Here is a 19017-nt window from a genome sequence, read left to right on the forward strand (position 1 = left end):
CAAAGAAGGCAGAGGGCGATGGCGGGAAGGAATCCATATTTACCGTAATTGGCCATAGTCATTCTTTTTATCGTTCGTTTCTTTAATTCTTGTCACTTCATAAGGGGAAGCCGGTGTCGGGAATCGGATTCCCCGGAAGCCAGAGGGAAGGAATCCCTGCGCTTCCGGAGTCTCCGACGGGTCTACCAGAATCTATCCCCGTTTGTGTCTTGCTTTCACATAGTGCTGGAACGATTTGAAGGGAGGGAAATAAAAATCATTCCAGCATGTCAGAGAGCTATCTTGTAATAAAAGACCGCTATCTCGGAATAAGCGTAACGCTTCGTTCCGGGAGTCGGTATGAAATCAGTATGGTAGAAGCGGCGGGCGCTTTTGCTACGGATGCGCTCGTAGGTGCCGTAAAACGAGGCGTTGTAGGCGGTGGAGCAAAAGCGGACTTGCTCGATATCCTCCTCCTCGGCCAGTTCCGGGAAACGGCGGTATAACAGTTTCAAGAACATGGCCAGATAAATACATTGCCAGTTCCGGTCGTCCAGCCGGAGTACGCATATGCGGTGGGCCTCCAACGTCTCGGAGAGATCGAAATAGATCCCGTACTCGTGTCGCCATTCCGTTCGCATCCACTGTCGTTCCAGATCCTCCACGAAGGAAGGCTTCATCTGGAAGCGGCCAATGGAGAAATCGGCTCCCTTTACCCCCTTTTGCTGGTAAAGCGCCTTGACGGCTGTTGTCTCCATAAAGTCCATCAAGGCCGAGTAACGAACCAATTCGGGGAAGACAACCGCCACGGCCAACTCCGTCCGGATACCGAACTCCGGGAAGATCAAGTTCCAGACCTCCCGTTATCCCGCCACGTACTTATCAGCTTCTATCCATTCCTTTTCAAAGATCTTTTGGTAATCCTGCGCCAAGGCGGTCGATCCGCTGAGAGCTCGCGCCAACAACGCAACGAGGAATACCGCTATAGTTTGTACGTGCATTTTTCAACACCTGCAGACGAGGCGATGATCCACACCAGCCTGTCGCTCTCCTTCTTGAAAGCCAGCGGATAGAAGGAGGTGCCGTCATGCAGGGTAAGCGATCCGTCGCGCGTGTAGGTCACCTTGCGTGTGCCGCTAGCCGAGGTCCAAGCTCCGTAGGTGGGTTCCGTCCGTGCCCCTTTCGCTTGGAAATCGCCGGGATCGTTCGGCCCCAGTTCCCGCTTCTTGCCGTTTTCGTAAAGGTATCTCTTGCCCGCATTGTCGGCGGTGTAGACGCGGCTGTTGTTCAAGAAGCCGTCGACCGACGTGGCGAAACCACTCTCCGCGTAAAACAGGTGCTCACCCTCGGGAATCTCAATGATCGTCTCCATGTAGACCGGCAACACCCGCGGTTGCGGGAAGTCGCAATACGCCTTGTGCAAGATATTGGTGTAATTGGTCACGGCGTTGAACGAGGCACGTTTCTCGGCGCAGGCCGGGATGATTCCCTCCTGCATCATCTCTTTCTGCAACTTCACGATGTCCGGATACATGGCCTTTACCCCATCCAATTGGGTTTGCAGGCTGTTGCGCCAGAGCTTGGCGGCACGGAGGCGATAGTTTTTCATCCGCTCGTCGGCACGGGCATAAAGTTCCTCAACCTTCTGGCTGTCGTCGGTCTCATAGATCTGGGCATAGAGGGTCTTTAATTCCGATTCGTATTCCCCGGCGATCTTCTCGCAACTCGTGATCGCGCCATCGCTCGCCTGTAGTATCTTTTTCATCTTCTCGGTTTGCTGCACGGTCATTTGTTCCAGCTTGACGAACTTGGCGTTGAAGGCTGTCGTTTTCTCGTTCGTCGCCTGCATTTTTTCCATCATGGAACCTAGGTCGCTCAGGTTGCCTTGGTTCTCCGCTAAGAAGGCCATCTTCTCCTCGTTGGTCAACTTGCCTCCTTTGGCTGCCTCACGTTTCTCCAGATCGGCGCCCATGGCCTCAAGCCCCCGGGTATCGCCTACCAAGGCGTTCTTCATCTTCTCGATCAAGCGTTCCTTTTCCGCTTCGGGGAGGTTCGGGTCTTCCAAGCTTTTCATTTCCTCCACCGTAATCCCGTTGATATCGGCCAACTCTACATAGAACTTATCCCGGAGGGCGATCATCTCCTCGTCCGAGCAGGTATGTATCGAATCCAGTTCCGTTATACGCATATCCACGGCTACGATCTTGCGGTAGTAGGTCGCACGGGCGGTTTCCTCCGGGTAGACGATGCTCTCGACGGAAGGCAACGGGGGAAGCTCGTTCAGCAAGGCCTCCGGCGAGTTGGCTCTGCTGGGAGCGATCATCTCGTCCCACGTGGCGGTAGCCGTGCGACGTTTTTGTAGCTTATCCGTGGGGGTGACAGATCGTGTCGGCTGATCGCCATCTCCACCGACGAAAGGCTCCTCTCCTATCTCGGCGGTATCATCCTTGGTACCTACTACGTTGCCCACTTTCTGTTTCAGTTTCTTCAAGAAACTCTGGCCGTGCACCTCCACCGGTATCCTGCAGAATATCGCAAGGGCGATTGCCATGATGTTCAAGATCTTTCTCATCGTTGTATTTGTTTATAAGGTGAATATTCTGTCGTCTATTCGTATCGGATACGCTCCCATTTCTCCACGTCATCCAAGCTTTGATCTATATGTATCTGGATGCTCCCGTCGGGCTTGCCTCCGAATCCCTCCTTGGGGATCGGGTCGTTCACGCTACCCTGGCTGCGGAAAGGGATCGTTCCCAATCCGCTGATGCTAAGCCCGTCGTTTATGTTCCCATCGATGACGATGAAATCTCGCGTGGCGTAATAATTCAGGTAGTGATCGGCTTTGAACGATATTCCCTCATCGCTGACCGTACCGGATACCGCCACGTTATGCTGCAACTGGAAATAGGTCTCGATCTCTGGCTGGGGCTTGTCGCCCGGCATCCATTCCCTGTCTCCCATGAATACTTCCGTGCTGGCGTAAACAGATTTGGTCGGTTTCTTAGGCATATTCACCACCACCTTCACCGGCAGGCGGTATATGTTGTGGGCCTGCGTGGGTTTCGTGCTGTGCTTGAAGCCAAGGCCCCAGCTCTCCGCCCATAGTTTCATATACGACTGGTTTATCCTTATATCGGAGGCGAACATCGGGGCGTCTCCAACGATCGTTGTTTGTCCGAAACGTAGCAGTTCCTTATCCACAAAATAGTGCGCATCCCAATTCTGCATACAACACCTCGGCGTCCAGCCACCCGATGTACTCACCAGCGAAAGTCCCGTAGAACTGCTGCTCCGTCAGTTTCTCGTTGGCCCCGTGATAACTCTTCTCCAGCTTCATCTTGATCTTCCATTGCTGTACGCACATCTCTCCCTCATAAAAGAAAGGAGCGTTGGCCGAACCGTTCATGCACAGCACCCACGTCTGTCCTTTCGTTTGCGCGATCTGCCACAAGCGGTTGTTGGCGATGCGATAGAAACGGGCGAGCGAGACCAGATTGTCCTCGGCCACGCAGTTGATCCATTTCTGCTTATCCCGTTCTCGAGCGTTCAAGAAGATCTCGATACGCCCTTTCAGGCTGAAGATCTTACCCACCGTGCTGAGTGTCTTATTCACCAAGTATTTGTACGCCTCGCTCTTGAGCCGTCCCTGTATCCTCTCCGCCTCGTAATACTTGTCGCGATCCTTCACGCCGCTGATCAGCGCCAACGCGTCTCCCGCCAGGCCGTTCAACCCGCTCATGCTCACGAGGTCGTCCCAGAATTGCTCGTTCGTTATATCGTTCGGCTTGGCTTGCGCCGCCCTTTCGATCACTTGCCGCAGCGTGGCGAAATTCCAGCCCAGGTCGCTTAGGGCCCGGTTTACCGCCTCCTTCTTTTCTTTCAGGTCGATGGATCTGGTGCAGACCAACTCTCCCCCGAAGATGATGGGGCGCTCTATATCGTTAAACGACTTAACCTTAAACGGGTTGACTCCGTAATACATGGTATAGGTCAACGAATGGCTTCCCGGCTCGCAAGGCAGGTTGATCAAGTCGAAGTTTATCAAGCTCCAATCCGATTGCGCTATCACCCGGGAAACAGCGGACAAGCAGAATAGCGTTATCACGGTAAATATGAATCCTATGCGTTTCATTTGTGTCCTCCTTTCCATACGTTCAGTAATGTTTGCAATCCTTTATTCTCCGGATCTATCAGCAGCCCCTCGTTCAGGTAGTAGGCGGCCTTTACGCTATCGCCGTTCTGTACGCTCAGCAACGAGGCACCGGCGAAATTGCGTGCGTTGAAGGGGTTCGCCTGTACGGCCGTCTCATACAGCATGAGCGCCGCTCCCACGGCCGTGGGTAATACGACCAAGGTGTCGGCGGCTTTCGCCGTCAGGTAGTCATCGTCGAAATTAAGGTAATGGTGCGGGCAGCTATAGGTGCTCAGGTGAAAATACTTGCGGTATTCCTCCTCCTTGGGGAGCAGCCTGCGGGCAATGGCCCTGAGCTCGCCGCTCGTAAGGTCCTGCCAATAGGAGAAATCCCATACGGTGGACGGGAAAGCGGGGTTGCACATCGCGTTGGCGTAGCATTCTCTCGCCTTATCTTCCTTTCCCTTGTAATCCCACGAGATGGCCTCGAAGAAGTAAGGGTAAGGCGACGCTATGCTTTGGGTAGCCAACAAGTCCCAAGCCTCGCTCCGCTCGCTGTCCTCATCCAATTCCATATTGACAAGCTCCTGGCTCAGTTTTTCGGTCATCGTATCCAGCTTCCCGATTAGGTTGGTAAGCGCAGTAAGGAGTCCTCCCTCATCTTCCCATCCCCAATCTTCCATATCTTCCTCGTCCTCCTTGCGCTGTTTCTCTTCGGCGGCTTTCTTGGCGGCGGCCCTCTCGTCGCGCTGTTTTACGTAGATCAGCTCGCTCAACCCGTAGCGAAGGCTGGCCACGGCTACCACGGCTTGCCCGTAATAGTAGTTCGCCTGTAGCATATAGCCTTGCTCGTAAAGCTTGTTCCCTTTTTGGAACATCTCTTCGGCCTCGGCCATAAAAGCCGTTTCCGTAGGATAAGCGCCACTTTGCCCGGTGGGCAAGGAAGGCAAGACGAAAGCGAATGCTCCCATAGCGGCAAGACTGAGTAGTAGAATCGATAGCTTCTTCATGGCTTTCTTATTTGAGCGTGTTATACATTCTATATTATATGAATACCTATTTCACCAGTTTATAGCCCTCCTGAGAGGTCGGTATCAACGACGGATCGGGCGAGAAGGTGAGCAACGTGACGGAGGGTTGCGGTTTCATCCGTTCCGCATAGTTACCCATTCCGGCTCCTCCTTTCACGGAGAACTTGCGGTGTACCACAGCTCCGCTATTCTTTTCAATCCAGACGATGTCGGTCGTCTCGATATGTTTCAAGTCTTTAATCGAGTTGTCCATGCTGGATTTAGTGCCAAAGAGGTCTCCTATGGCTTTCATCCCGGCACTCAGGTCGTTCTCGGTACCAGTGACACGGGTGATCTTCTCACAATCGAAGCCGCCCCAACGCACGTCCTCTACCCCGACAGATTCTTGCGTGCTGGACTGGACAAAGCTATCGTCCTGTTCCACCTTTTTCTCTTTCTGAGCAGTATGGACAATGCCATACACATTCCCTATCTTGTCGCAAAAGAACGCATAATAGTCCGAGTCGGAAGTCGCCTTTAGCTGCGCCACCTTGTTTTTAGACGAAATCTGGTAAATCTTATAATCGCCTTCGTCAAGCAGGATAAGCGTCTCGACATTGCCAGAGTTGTTCCAGAAATGGTAATAAAGGATTTTGCCCGACTTTTGTATTTCCACGTTCACCTTGTTCCCCATTGACTTAGCTGTCAGTTCCATACGGAAGTTGCGAGCGAACCACGGATTCTCCTTGTCGAGCGCCTTACGCTGGGCCGGCGTGAGCGACGGATCGACAAAGGCACCGTTATCCGGCCTGTCGCCTTGTTTATCCATTTCCAGATCGCTCCCCTTTTCGGAGGCGGCCGCTTCCTTCCGCTCCTTTACGGCCTCGGTAGCCGCACGGAGCTTCTCCTTGATCTTCTCCTTGCCGCCGCAAGCCGTCACCATCAAGACGAGGCTCGCCAAGCACATCAGTATGTAGAATTTCTTTTTCATATCGCTCACTTATTCGTTACATCTTGACAAACTCCACCCGCCGGTTCTTGGCACGACCCTCGTCCGTTCCGTTATCGGCGATGGGAGATGATTGTCCTTTGCCGGAAGCGGAGAGGCGATCGGCACTGATGCCCAGTTCAACCAGTTTACCTACGATGGCGTTGCTGCGGGCCTCGCTTAACGTCTGGTTGGAAGCCTCGTTGCCGGTGCTATCGGTATGGCCTTCTACGGAGAATCTCAGGTCGGGGTTATCGGTCATTAATTTGACGATACGATTGATCTCACCCATACTCTCTGGTTTGATGGTGGACTTGCCGACATCGAAGGTGATGCCATACGTGATGAACTTACCGTCGCTCATCATGCGGTCGTACAATGGCACTGCGCCTTTGGCGACACGTATGTTGCGGATGGAAGTGTTATTCGTAAAATATCCACCGCCTCTATAAAACTGTATGTCAAAATGTCCGGGTGCTACCGTATTCGGAATATTGGCATAGCGGATACCATTTATGTAAACTTTCATTGCCCGTTGATTGAAGGACAGTGAGAAGTGGTTCCATGAGTTCGGGATAGTCCGAAAAGAGTCATCGCTTCCGCTACGGCTGTTCTCCCCAGAGGAAGGAATAAAGTCCCATCTTAGGCGTGTACGATGGTCTGAAGCACTATAATACCAGTCGTCAAGATTGATAGTTTGAACACGACTTCCCGATTCGGGTTTGTAAAAACGTACGATATAGCAATTTTCCGGCTCATCATCTCCCTTTTTTGTAAAAGGCCCTACCCAAAAGTCAAATTCCAGCGTGAACTTTTCCGGCAAATAACTTTTCATATTATCGAATAGCGGCGCAATGACCGGATCATCCTGACTCACGCAAAGTATCACCTTATCGCCATTGATTTGAGCGATCTCAACAGTACCTTTTAATAAATCCCACTGGCTGGGGAATTCTCCTATCTGTTCCCGGGTCACATCATCCTCAAAAATAATCTCATCCCCCGGCACGAAGTCACTCTTGGCATACGTCATTTCGAGTGATTGCTGTGGTTGTTGCTGTTCCTGCTGTGCCACATCTTCCCCATCATCCATAGTTTCAAAATTCCCTTGTGAATTTGTACTTGTTGGTGGCTCCTCCTTTTCATTATTATTATTCCCTTTCCCCGTCACCACATCCTCCGCTCCCTCGAAAGCCTTGTCTACGGTCTGTTCCACTTTCCGTTCCACGTTCCTCTCCGTTGCCCGTTTGGCACTCTCACCCGCTTTCTTGAGGAGTTTCTTTCCCCATTGGGCTTGCACGTCCATTGTCCCGATTAGGAGCAACATGGCAGATAAAATAAATACTAGCTTTTTCATTTCCTTTAATTCATTAGATTAATAATTCATTCCTATTTATTTACCGAAACACCTTCTGATGGATCGGTCCAGATTTATCAAGGATCTCCGAAAAAAGCGAGAAACCTTCTTACGGCACGATATCCCTTTTTTACGTTCTTCTTCCATTTGCTCGGCCACTTCCTCGACACGTTTGATCCGCTCGTCGGCAGTGGCAGGCTCGTCACGCGAGATGCGCTCATCGATGACCTCGATCACCTCCTCATAAGAAAGCAAAGGCTTCTTGTGTTTTTCTTCTTCCATACTCGAACCAGATTTGGTGAAACGTCCGATTTCTTTATTCGCAAAATTAGCCCCGAGAGCGATCGCCCGTGAGGAGAAATGACGCATTCTTATAGGATAATCGACGCATTTCACTAGGACAAACCAAGAGAATCTGCGCATTGAAAATAATTAACTAATTAAAGAGCAGTCGATTAGAAATGCTAGCTGGCCGAATCGCCTCCGATAGAATCTATGGAAGAATAACAATGGGCATTATTAGCTCCTTATAATGCCCATTGTAAGCACGTCACGTTGCCCATCGTAACAGACGCTCTATAAACAAGAGTTATTCTTGAGGATGGATTGTACCCGGATTGGTTTATAATATATTTCCATGTACAGCCGACGCCACCCGACCTATCCCGGTGATTTACCAAAGTGGCTATCTGACCATCAAGGATTTCAATCCGGAATTCAATATCTATACCCTCGGATTTCCCAATGATGAGGTTAAATATGGATTTCTCAATTTCATAGCCCCTTTCTACACGGAAGTACCCGCTACACGGAATCATTGAATGAGGCTTTTCCTGTATTGTGAGGGCGTTACATTGAAGATCTGCTTGAAAAGGCGGGCGAAATAATTGGCATCCTCGAAGCCGCATTTAAGGGCGATGTCGCCGATCAGTTCCTCGGTAGAGGCCAAGAGGCGTTTGCTCCTCTCCATGCGCATCTGCAGGATATAGGCAGAAGTGTTGTAGCCCGTGATGGCACGGACCTTGCGATTCAACTGGGATCGGCTCATGCACATCTTATCGTCTACCATGTCCGAGTTCAAGCCATGGTTGGATATCAACGCATATATATAATCATTCAGGCGAGCCAAGAAGTCTTGGTCGGCAGGGTTTAGTTTTACATTCAGTTCTGTCCCCTCACGCATAGCCTTGGAATACTTCTCACGCAGCAAACGACGCTGTTCCAGCAACTTTGTTATCCGGATATTCAGCTCTTCCGCATTGAAAGGCTTCTCCAGATAAGCGTCCGCCCCGACTTCTAAGCCACAGACACGTTCCTTTCCTCCTGATTTTGCGGTAATGATAATGATCGGAATATGGTTCAACACCTCGGATTCACGTACCCGCCTACATAACTCATAGCCATCCATCTCGGGCATCATCAAGTCGGTGAGGATCAAGTCCGGCATTTGCTCCGCCGCTATCTCCAGCCCCTCCGCTCCGTTTTGCGCATATATTATTTGATACGCACCATTAAGCAGCCGGCCGATATAATAAGAAATGTCCGCATTATCTTCCACGATCAATATAGACGGGCGCATAGACGTGCTATCCGGCTCCATCGTCGCATCCGGCAGTATCACGGTCTTGTCCGGTTCCGGATGAGAGGCGTTATCGTTAGATTCCTCGCCGGGTACCCAACGTTCCCAGAAGGAGTCGCCATGTCTCAATGGCAACATCACGACAAACTCAGAACCAACCCCGGCCGTACTCTTCACGCTCACCCGGCCCTCCATGCTCCTCACCATCTGCCGTACCAAAGAAAGGCCGATCCCCGTGCCCATCGTGCCTGCCCCTCCGGTCTCACCTAGGTAAAAAGCCTTGAAGATATGCGGCAAGTCCTCCTCGGCTATACCGCAGCCCGTATCCGCCACATGCGTGACAAGCATACTCCCCACACACTCCATCGTCACGACAACCCTCCCACCTCTCGGCGTGAACTTGATAGCGTTACGGAGTAAGTTATCCATGATCCTCCGGAAATACTCGGGCACGAAATCCATGCTGATAATCGTCTCCGAAGGAGTAAAACAAAGGTCTACCTGCCCTTGGCGGGCATACGCCCGGTTATCTTCCACGATCATGCTCGTATAAGCTACGATATCTCCAGTCCTCCATTCCGGATCGCCAATCTCAGATCTCACTTTCGCCACTTCCAATAATTGGTTCACCAATTCCAGCAGGTTCTTTCCCTGCCGTCCAATCATATTCAGCCCGGTCTTGAGTTCCTCCTCGCCTATTCCCCCTTTCCGCAACTCTTCCGACACACCCAAGATAACCGTCAGCGGCGTACGAAACTCATGCGTGACATTCGTGAAGAAATTGGCCCTCACCTCCTCCATGCGCCGCATCACCTGCTGATTGCGGGACTTCATCCGCAAGGCATACCATAAAAAGCCCATCGCTACCACCGTAAGGAAGAGTACGATCAAGCAAGCGATCAGGAAAATATTCTTGGTACGCTGCCCCATCTCATAATTCTTCTGTATCAATGAAAGCTTCCGGTTGCTCCTCTCTTTCTCGTAGTCCACACGGAGGTTCTGTATATGGTTCATATTCTCAGTATTTCGCATGCTATCAGCATAAGCGAGACTTGATGTATAAGCGTTGAGGGCATTCTTATAATCACCCAGCTTCTTATAACGCAAGTAATCCAGATGATACACGCTCGACAAATGCTTCCACGCCCGCGGCACCTTAGCGGCACCCTCCGCATGCTCCAAGAAAGCCTCCGCCATTCGCAGATCTCCCTTGTAGATATTCACCCGTGCCAAGGCCAGGCACGATTCCAGCCAATGATACAGATCGTTGTCCGCCACCATAAGGTCGTATGCGTTACGATATTCGCGTATCGCCTGATCCCATTGTCCCTTTTTCTCGAACAAGCGTCCTATATGGTTATGGCAAAGCGAAATGCCGACAACAGACCCGGCCGCACGATTATGCTCCATAGAATAATTGTAATAAACAAAAGCGGAATCCATCATGCCACGCATCTCGAAGATAGAGCCAAGGTTCGCATAGTTCATGGCCAAGCCGAGATCACTATCCAAGGTACGTTCCTCTTCCAGCGCTATTCGGAAAATACTGTCGGCCATCTCGCAATTTTCCAATGTTAGATACACGTTTCCGATACCACTCAAGGAAATGGTCCGGTTTTTTCTTGCTTTATAGCTTTCCTTATCACCCAGTCTCTCGCACAACGACAATGCCCTATAATGATAATTGGAGGCCTCGTCCATGATACCTAACCGCCGGAAGTTCGTACCGATATTATTCAAGGCCTGTATGACCTCCGAGGTATCTTTCCTTTGCATAGCCAATCGCAAGCCTTCCCGGTGGCATCCTATCGCCTCATTAAAACGGGCCGCTTCCCGGTAACGTACCTCTAATTCCTTATAGGCGAGTATCACTCCCAGCTCATTTGCAGTTCTCTCGAAATACCTTAGACATGATTGTAAAGAATCGATGTCCGGACAGGCCGAGACCACACTATCTATACCCACCTGATCATTTTGGGAAAGACCAACCTCTCCCTCTCGATGACAAGAAGGTATCAGCGAGAGTATCCACATCAATAAAATGCATATAAAACAAAAATGCTTTATATACAAAAATACTTTCAGAAGTAAACAAACAGATTCAATCGATACCGCAAAGAGAGTGTTTATTTCCCGAATCACCTAAAACAAGATGTTTAGAGAAGTCCGAAAGCTGTATATTCAGACTGATTTCATGATGAAATGGAGTAAAATCATTAAAAAGAAAGAGAAACGTGGTAGATATTTTTTCATAATGCCTCGAAGATGTACATCCGGTAAGCCCCGATCCGGATAGTATTAATATGAGGAAAGCGTGGGACTATTAACTTATTTAAGAGATAGGCTCTGGTAAACCCGTACGGTAAATAAGCAACAGCCCACGCCCTTTGTCCATATACGTATAGCATATAACAATGACGTGAAGAGTACAACTTATTCTCCCGTGAAAAATTTACCAGATTTTATCTCTGAGAACGAAGCTAAACACTTTCCTAGTGTCTAAATATGTCCGCTATCTGACGATAGCGACACAAATATAGTAATAAAATCAGACCCGGAAAGAGTTTATGTACTCTTTTTAGCTGTTGCGTTTATTGATCCGTATGTTTTTTTACCGAATTAAGCCACTGGGCGGGAGACAAACCCTCTACCTTCTTAAATGCCAAGAAGAACGTGGAACGAGTCCGAAAACCACATTCCTCATAAAGGCTATCTACCGTATGACCAGCATTCTCCGGCAGGAGCAACCTTCGCTTGGCTTCCCCCACTCGCATCTCGTTGATAAGCTCGAAGAAGTTCTGTTTTAAGTATTCGTTGATCGACCGAGAAAGTAATTTTTGGTAAATACCAGTCTCTCTCGATAAGATGGATAAGGAAAGGTCCTTTCGCAGGAAAGCATTTGTTGTCTCCAGATACTCTTTCACTTGGGAACATATATCTCTCATTTGTTCCTCGTCTGGTATAGACTGAAACCCTACCGTCTCATCCTTAACGAGCATCCGTGACGTTCCTTGGATATAAGGAACAGTTGGATGAGCAATAAAATTATAGACGAGGAAGCTCATCGCCATCACATTCAATATCTGTATCAACCAAGCATCAGTCCGAGGCCAAATCGCATAGCAGGTCATCACGGTGACAAACAAGGCAGCGAACAGGATCATAAGTTTCGGAATCCATTCCTTTTGCATGTATTCGGCATCAGACCAATTATCCTTTATATACTGCTTCTTCCGGTAAAGATAAATAAAGATAGCGACAAAATAACCGATCATCTGCGAGGTAATCACGGCAGCGTTAAAATCACCGATCCAAGTATCATCACCGGTGACCTCATGAAGTATACTCTCCATACGCTTCCGCATAGGAATGGATAACACGATAACGACACAGACAATCGCCGGTAAAAAATGCAACAATTGGACAGGCTTGAAACGAGGATCAAGATCAAAGTTGCGGCGGGTAAATAACCACAGCAACGGCATCAACAGCGTATTGACCGAATAACTGATAGGGAAAAAGAACAACGTTATATCATGCCAACCAAGCATGCGGCTCATGTTGTAAATATAAACAGGGATGTTAGGAAGAACGATAATCGCTGCGGCATAACCACTCTCGCCACGAAACCGAGTGGCAATCAATAACAACATCGCCAATAACACCAAGATAATGATGCTACTAAAGTTAACGACAAGTATAAATTCGTGGTAGCTCATTTTCTTAGAGAGGGATGCCCTTCGGTTAAAGCATCCCTCATTTTATTTCATCTTTTAGCATAACAATCAATAAGCTCTGGCGAACAGTACCCGACAAGCCGACGGTTTACCTGTCACCATACACTTACCCGGAGTCTTATCTCCAGCTAAAGGAATACAGCGGATCGTAGCTTTTGTCTCGTTCTTGATCAATTCCTCTGTCTCTGGGGTTCCATCCCAGTGAGCCATGATGAAGACGCCATCCTCGATCTTCTCCTTAAATTCCTCATACGTATCTACGTTTATGATGTTAGCCTCACGGTGATCGTACGCTTTCTTGAAGATATTCGCTTGGATTTCCTCCAACAGATTCTTCACGTATTCCTCAATGCCATCACAAGTGATCGTTTCCTTCTCCAAAGTATCACGGCGCATCACCTCGATTGTATTATTTTCCAAATCACGACCACCCATAGCCAAACGCACGGGAACACCTTTCAACTCGTACTCAGCGAACTTCCAGCCCGGCTTCTTATTATCAGCGTCGTCATATTTCACGGAGATACCCAACGCCTTCAACTTAGCCACGATACCAGCGACCTTCTCGCTGATCTGCGCTAATTGCTCAGCGCTACGATAAATCGGGACGATCACAACCTGAATCGGAGCCAAATGAGGAGGCAATACCAAACCGTTATCATCGGAATGAGACATAATCAACGCACCGATCAAACGTGTGGAAACTCCCCAAGAAGTAGCCCAAGCATAGTCGCTCTTGCCGTTCTTGTCGATGAAAGTAACGTCGAAAGCCTTACCGAAGTTCTGTCCCAAAAAATGGGAAGTTCCCGCCTGCAAAGCTTTTCCATCCTGCATCATCGCCTCGATCGTATAGGTATCCAAAGCACCAGCGAAACGCTCGCTCTCAGACTTCACGCCCTTTATTACTGGCATTGCCATATAATTCTCAGCGAAGTTCGCGTAAACCTCTTGCATCTTCTTAGCTTCTATCTCCGCTTCTTCACGAGTAGCGTGAGCGGTATGGCCTTCCTGCCACAAGAACTCAGCCGTACGAAGGAACAAGCGAGTACGCATCTCCCAGCGCATCACGTTCGCCCATTGGTTGCACAAGATAGGCAGGTCGCGGTAAGACTGAATCCAGTTACGGTATGTATTCCATATAATGGTCTCCGAAGTCGGGCGAATGATCAATTCCTCTTCCAGTTTAGCTGCCGGATCTACGACAACCCCCGTACCGTCATGATTTGTCTTCAAACGATAGTGAGTAACCACGGCGCACTCCTTGGCGAACCCTTCTACGTGCTCAGCTTCTTTGCTTAAGAAAGACTTCGGGATCAGCAAGGGGAAATAAGCGTTCACATGACCGGTTTCCTTGAACATATCGTCTAGGATACGTTGCATCTTCTCCCAGATAGCGTATCCGTAAGGCTTGATCACCATACAACCACGCACGGCGGAATTCTCCGCCAAATCTGCCTTAATTACCAAATCTTGGTACCACTGCGAATAGTTTACACTTCTCGGTGTAAGTTCTTTCAGCTCTTTTGCCATTTCTTTATATTTCTAAATTATACTGTTTTCCTTAATCTGAATAAGTAATGGGTTGCAAAGGTAAGAAATAATCGTATATCTTTGTAAAAACTATATATAGATAATATCATGAATATACACAAGATCACACGTTACTTACTTATGTTATGTGCATTTACGTTCTTAACTCTCACGGCGAAAGGGCAAGATGGAGAGCCTTTGCGACTGGCCGTGGCAGGAGTATCCCACGGACATCTATGGGAGGTGATAAGCCGTTTGGATAGAGGCGATTTCAAGATTGTAGGAGTCGCCGAGAAAGATGATTACTTACGGGAACATAACGGTCTGCGGGATAAGCTGGATCCTAACCTATTCTATGCGGACCTTGGCGAGATGCTGGATAAGACCCATCCGGAGGCGGTCATCGTATACGAGCCGATCCACGACCATCTTCGTGTGGTAGAGGCTTGCGCACCGAGAGGCATACATGTTATGGTAGAAAAGCCATTAGCCGTCAATAACGAACATGCTACCCGAATGGCATCGCTCGCCCGTGAGAAAAATATCTTGTTGCTTACCAACTACGAGACTACGTGGTATAATACCAACCATGAGGCATTCCGCCTTATCGACAGCGGTGCTATCGGGAAGATCGATCGTATCAACGTATACGACGGGCATCAAGGTCCCTTCGAGATCAACTGCGGAAAAGAGTTCACGGACTGGTTAACCGACCCCATGCTGAATGGCGGCGGGGCAGTTATCGATTTTGGATGTTACGGAGCCAACTTAGCCACCCGTCTCATGAAAGATGAAAAGCCTCTTAGCGTATACGCCGTACTACGGCAGAATAAACCGAATCTTTATCCCAAGGTAGACGATGACGCAACTATTATCGTGGAATATCCTTCCGCAACCGTCCAGATCATGGGATCATGGTGTTGGCCGATGGGTAGAAAAGATATGCATATCTATGGCGACAAAGGATATATTTACCAAGATACGCCTAAGGAAATGCGAATTTATACCAACGGAAAGGAGCGCCAAGAAATAGCACCTTCCTTGAACGCTCCTTATAATGATTCCTTTTATTTCTTGAAAGCCGCTGTCCGTAAAGAGATTGACGTACCTCCCACGGACCTTTCCTCGTTGGAGAATAACCTAATGGTAGTGCGGATATTGGACGCTGCCATTCAAAGCGCGAAATCTAAAGCGGTTATCCAGCTCTTTTGAGAGTTTAAAACACATCTTTCCAATGTTTTAGATTCGTATCGATGGTATCCAAGACCTCCTTGCTTCGCCCCTCCATCATTAACTTATACATGGTCTGGGCAAAACCAAGCATTTGGGAGAACTCAATCTTGGGAGGCATCGCTAATGCGTTCGGATCGGTCATGATGTTAACCAAGGCCGGTCCGTCAGCGTTAAACACTTTCTGCAAAGTGGGGAATACATCGTCGGGGTTGATCACGTTGTAGCCCGCCATTCCCATTGAAAGGGCGACCCGGGCGAAATCCGGGTTCAGCATCGTGGTCTGCCAATCCGGCAGTCCGGCCACCTCCATCTCAAGTTTTACCATTCCTAGGGAACGGTTATTAAATACGATTAATTTAATCGGCAAATGGTATTGCACGATCGTAGCAAGGTCGCCCAACAACATTGAGATACCTCCATCACCACACAACGCAACGACTTGCCTGCCGGGATAAGCCAATGCCGCCCCTATCGCTTGCGGCATGGCGTTCGCCATCGAGCCATGATTGAATGATCCCAACATCTTCCGCATACCCGTAGCTTGCAAATAGCGGGCACCCCATACACAAGTCATACCCGTATCCACGGTAAATATGGCGTCGTCCGAGCTAAGCTCGTCTACGACCGAGATCACGTACTCTGGCTGTATCTTCTCTTCTTTCCCCCGGACAGCGGCGGCAGAACGGAGATTTTCCCGAACTTTCTCATATTTAGCCAACTGTTCCCGCAAGAAACTATCATCTTCTTTCTGGTGAATCAACGGAATCAACTCATCCAAAGTATCCTTCACATCGCCACAAAGCCCCAATTGTATCTTGGCACGACGCCCCAGACGATTCGGATTGATATCCACCTGTACGATCGTGTTGCTCTCTGGCATGAATGCCTCGTATGGAAAATCGGTTCCCAACAACACCAACACCTCTGCCTCATGCATACTATAATAGCCGGAAGGCATGCCCAATAGACCGGTCATCCCCACCTCGTTCGGATTATCGTATTGGATCTCCATCTTACCCTTGAAAGAATAGGCTACCGGAGCATTCAGTAATTTAGCCAACTGCACCAATTCCGGAAGGGCATCTTTCGCCCCTATTCCACAATAAAGTGTCACTTTCTTCGCATTATTCAACAAATCCGCTAATTCCCGGATTTCCTGTTCGGCGGGACAAACCCGTTGTCGCGTAGGAAAAGAAAAGGTAGAGGACAAACCCGCTGTAGCATTCTCTGCCGCCAAGTCACCGGGAAGTCCGATCACCCCGACCCCACATGATGAAATCGCCGCTTGCATAGCGCCTTGAAGCATCCGGGGAAATTGTTCCGGCGTAGTGGCTACTTGGTTATAATAGCTACAATCATCGAATAATTTGATCGTATTTGTCTCTTGGAAATATTCCGTACCAAACTCCCGGGAAGGGATCGTGGAAGCGATCGCCAAGACCCGTGCTCCGGATCGTTGGGCATCATACAGCCCATTAATTAAATGTACATGCCCGGGGCCACTACTACCTGCGCAACAAGCCAACTCGCCTGTCAACTGGGCCTCCGCCGCAGCGGCATAAGCCCCCGTTTCCTCATGACGGACATGAATCCACCGCAATCTGCCGTTTTTCCGAACAGCCTCGTTCACCTCATTCAGGCTATCGCCTGTCACGGCGTATATACGTCGTACGCCTGCTTTTTCCAGCGTATCCACTAACTGGTCCGCAACTTTCTTCGCCATAGTTTAAACTCTTCTTTTTATTTTATAAGAAAACTATCAAGGGCTGGAGAAAGTTTTTGGAAAGACTGATTTTTATTTGATGCAATCCGTCAATGTTCGTAAAAAAGCGACAATCGCAGTCTCCTCTTCCTGAGATAAACCTAAGTTCCCCAGTTCATCCTTATTTACGGTCTCGGGATATTCCGCCGGGGGGAAATCCTCTACATCCCTTACGTTATAAAAATGTACGATCTCCTCCAAGGTCTTGAAATATCCATTATGGCCATATGGAGCTGTCAGAGCGATATTGCGGAGCGTAGGCACACGGAACTTCCCGTATTCTTCCGGATCACGCAGTCGTGAGCCCAAGCCAAGATCCATCGTATCCTTACCACACGTATTATAGGGAGCCGAAACCTTAAAGAATGGATTGCCCGGATTTGAGGGAATCCCCAGATTATCATAGGTATGATCGGTGAATAGCACCTTCCCGGCCCGTTCGTCGGGATCCAAGATATGGCACTCGGCACATAGCCCTTTTTCCTTGAAAAGCTCATAGCCTAGTTTCTCCTCTTCTGTTAATTGACATTTGCCGGCTTGCCAAGCATCGAACTTCGAGGAGAATGGATTCATCTCGGCGGAACGCTCGTAGAGGGCGATCACCTCGTTTATATAGTAAACATATCACCAAATGTACGATTTATTTCTCAAGATATATGAGCGATGGCCTCTATTTATGGAGAGACATCCCCATGTAGATACCGATGCAATAAGGAATTAACCAGATGAACCACACAACAATGCTAAATCTGTTGAAATGCTGTTTGGCTTTTAACGAACCTTTAAAGTAAGTCCAAATCGCCCAGATCGCATGGATCAGCATCAAGCAAATAGCGATAATTCCCGTTACGGTATGTACCGTATCATGTAAATGGGTCAGTTGGGCGATATGCTCCATCAAGCCCGTTCCAATAGCGTCCGCATAAAGTCCTAATACAAAAAACCAAAGATGCCACGCTTTTAACTGTCCTTGGAAACGCTCGCCCCAGACCCCGATCGTATAGCATATCAAGGCGGATGATATGACACAAATGGCCGTAATCAGTAAATGAATATCAAGTTGATTGAATACCATATTTTTCCTTTTTCAAAAAGAACAGAAGCTTCCTAAAAAAGTTCAGGCTATTGGCAAAGAATTCATACATTCGCGTGTCTAAATAAAAACGACAGGGCAATCCCGTTGAAAAATATGAAACAAAATATACTCGCTCTCTATCTGATCAAGTTATCCAAATGGTTCTCGCTCGTAATGCCTATCATTGTCCTATTCTACGAGGATCATGGTTTAGGACTACAAGACGTGTTTATTTTGAAGAGTGTCTACTCGGTCGCCGCTGTCACTTTGGAGATTCCCTCGGGCTATCTGGCGGACGTATGGGGGCGTAAGAAATGCTTGATTCTAGGTTGTATACTTTTCTTTGGAGGGTACCTATGTTATTCTTTCACCTCCACTTTCACGGCATTTCTCTTCGCCGAGATTTTGTTGGGAACCGGGCAAACCTTGGTAAACGGAGCGGATTCGGCGCTGCTCTACGATACAACCGTACGATATAAAAAAGAAGAACTTTATTTGCGGTATGAGGGACGTATCACGATGATCGGTAATTTCGCCGAGGCCATCGCCGGGATATTCGGTGGATTGCTGGCCGCCTATTCCTTGCGATTGCCGTTTTACGCCCAAGCGTTTGTCGCCTTTATCGGCATTCCAGC

16 protein-coding genes and 1 pseudogene are annotated in these 19017 nt (G+C 48.8%); 2 read left to right on the top strand and 15 right to left on the bottom strand.

All coding sequences use genetic code 11. The features are described from left to right. Positions 1-269: 269 nt before the first annotated feature. The 12 genes from QVP94_RS12030 to proS all read right to left on the bottom strand — a co-directional run bounded on the left by QVP94_RS12030 (position 270) and on the right by proS (position 14312). On the bottom strand, positions 270-827 hold the full coding sequence (locus QVP94_RS12030; RefSeq protein WP_005857129.1) for a hypothetical protein: 558 nt from the start codon (positions 825-827) through the stop codon (positions 270-272). Between the two features lie 15 nt (positions 828-842). Further along, positions 843-980, bottom strand: coding sequence for a hypothetical protein (locus QVP94_RS12035; RefSeq protein ID WP_154394869.1), 138 nt, complete (start codon positions 978-980; stop codon positions 843-845). Continuing rightward, positions 962-2551 carry a hypothetical protein gene (locus QVP94_RS12040; RefSeq protein ID WP_005857131.1) on the bottom strand — a complete coding sequence of 530 codons (1590 nt, stop codon included), beginning with the start codon at positions 2549-2551 and terminating at the stop codon, positions 962-964. The genes QVP94_RS12035 and QVP94_RS12040 overlap by 19 nt, the downstream gene beginning before the upstream one ends. 35 nt (positions 2552-2586) lie before the next feature. Further along, on the bottom strand, positions 2587-3207 hold the full coding sequence (locus tag QVP94_RS12045; RefSeq protein WP_005857133.1) for a hypothetical protein: 621 nt from the start codon (positions 3205-3207) through the stop codon (positions 2587-2589). Then, positions 3173-4111: a hypothetical protein gene (locus QVP94_RS12050; protein WP_005857135.1), complete on the bottom strand. Its 939-nt coding sequence runs from the start codon at positions 4109-4111 to the stop codon at positions 3173-3175. Before QVP94_RS12050 ends, QVP94_RS12045 begins: the two co-directional genes overlap by 35 nt. Further along, positions 4108-5121: a hypothetical protein gene (locus QVP94_RS12055; protein ID WP_005857137.1), complete on the bottom strand. Its 1014-nt coding sequence runs from the start codon at positions 5119-5121 to the stop codon at positions 4108-4110. Before QVP94_RS12055 ends, QVP94_RS12050 begins: the two co-directional genes overlap by 4 nt. Positions 5122-5167: 46 nt before the next feature. Continuing rightward, complete coding sequence (locus tag QVP94_RS12060) at positions 5168-6112, bottom strand: hypothetical protein (RefSeq protein WP_022192686.1); 945 nt, start codon at positions 6110-6112, stop codon at positions 5168-5170. A gap of 16 nt (positions 6113-6128) precedes the next feature. After that, a complete protein-coding gene (locus QVP94_RS12065; RefSeq protein ID WP_005857141.1) occupies positions 6129-7466 on the bottom strand; it encodes an OmpA family protein in 1338 nt (445 codons plus the stop codon). Between the two features lie 36 nt (positions 7467-7502). After that, positions 7503-7889 (bottom strand): hypothetical protein, encoded by a 387-nt coding sequence (locus QVP94_RS12070; RefSeq protein WP_005857143.1) that lies wholly within the window; start codon positions 7887-7889, stop codon positions 7503-7505. Positions 7890-8280: 391 nt separating this feature from the next. Beyond that, the gene (locus QVP94_RS12075) at positions 8281-11079 is read right to left on the bottom strand and encodes a hybrid sensor histidine kinase/response regulator transcription factor (RefSeq protein WP_005857145.1); all 2799 of its coding nucleotides are present in this window, start codon (positions 11077-11079) and stop codon (positions 8281-8283) included. Positions 11080-11636: 557 nt separating this feature from the next. After that, positions 11637-12764: an AraC family transcriptional regulator gene (locus tag QVP94_RS12080; RefSeq protein WP_005857147.1), complete on the bottom strand. Its 1128-nt coding sequence runs from the start codon at positions 12762-12764 to the stop codon at positions 11637-11639. A gap of 66 nt (positions 12765-12830) precedes the next feature. Beyond that, positions 12831-14312 (bottom strand): proline--tRNA ligase, encoded by a 1482-nt coding sequence (proS, locus tag QVP94_RS12085; RefSeq protein WP_005857149.1) that lies wholly within the window; start codon positions 14310-14312, stop codon positions 12831-12833. 108 nt (positions 14313-14420) lie between these two features. On the opposite strand from proS, the gene QVP94_RS12090 reads away from it, so the two are divergent. After that, positions 14421-15524 (top strand): Gfo/Idh/MocA family protein, encoded by a 1104-nt coding sequence (locus QVP94_RS12090; protein ID WP_005857151.1) that lies wholly within the window; start codon positions 14421-14423, stop codon positions 15522-15524. 4 nt (positions 15525-15528) lie between these two features. On the opposite strand, the gene QVP94_RS12095 is transcribed toward QVP94_RS12090, so the two are convergent. From QVP94_RS12095 to QVP94_RS12105, 3 genes and pseudogenes are all read right to left on the bottom strand, one after another. After that, positions 15529-17268, bottom strand: a complete 1740-nt coding sequence (locus QVP94_RS12095) for a ubiquinone-dependent pyruvate dehydrogenase (protein ID WP_005857153.1) — start codon at positions 17266-17268, stop codon at positions 15529-15531. Between the two features lie 72 nt (positions 17269-17340). Next, positions 17341-17898: pseudogene (locus QVP94_RS12100) on the bottom strand (cytochrome-c peroxidase); the annotation flags it as partial. A gap of 79 nt (positions 17899-17977) precedes the next feature. Further along, positions 17978-18382 (bottom strand): HsmA family protein, encoded by a 405-nt coding sequence (locus QVP94_RS12105; protein WP_005857157.1) that lies wholly within the window; start codon positions 18380-18382, stop codon positions 17978-17980. A 114-nt stretch (positions 18383-18496) separates the two neighbouring features. On the opposite strand from QVP94_RS12105, the gene QVP94_RS12110 reads away from it, so the two are divergent. Beyond that, a partial coding sequence (locus QVP94_RS12110) for an MFS transporter (protein ID WP_288213261.1) occupies positions 18497-19017 on the top strand: 521 nt, incomplete at its 3' end.

It is taken from the genome of Parabacteroides sp. CAG:2 (assembly GCF_000436315.1).
GTDB classification, from domain to species: Bacteria; Bacteroidota; Bacteroidia; order Bacteroidales; family Tannerellaceae; genus Parabacteroides; species Parabacteroides distasonis.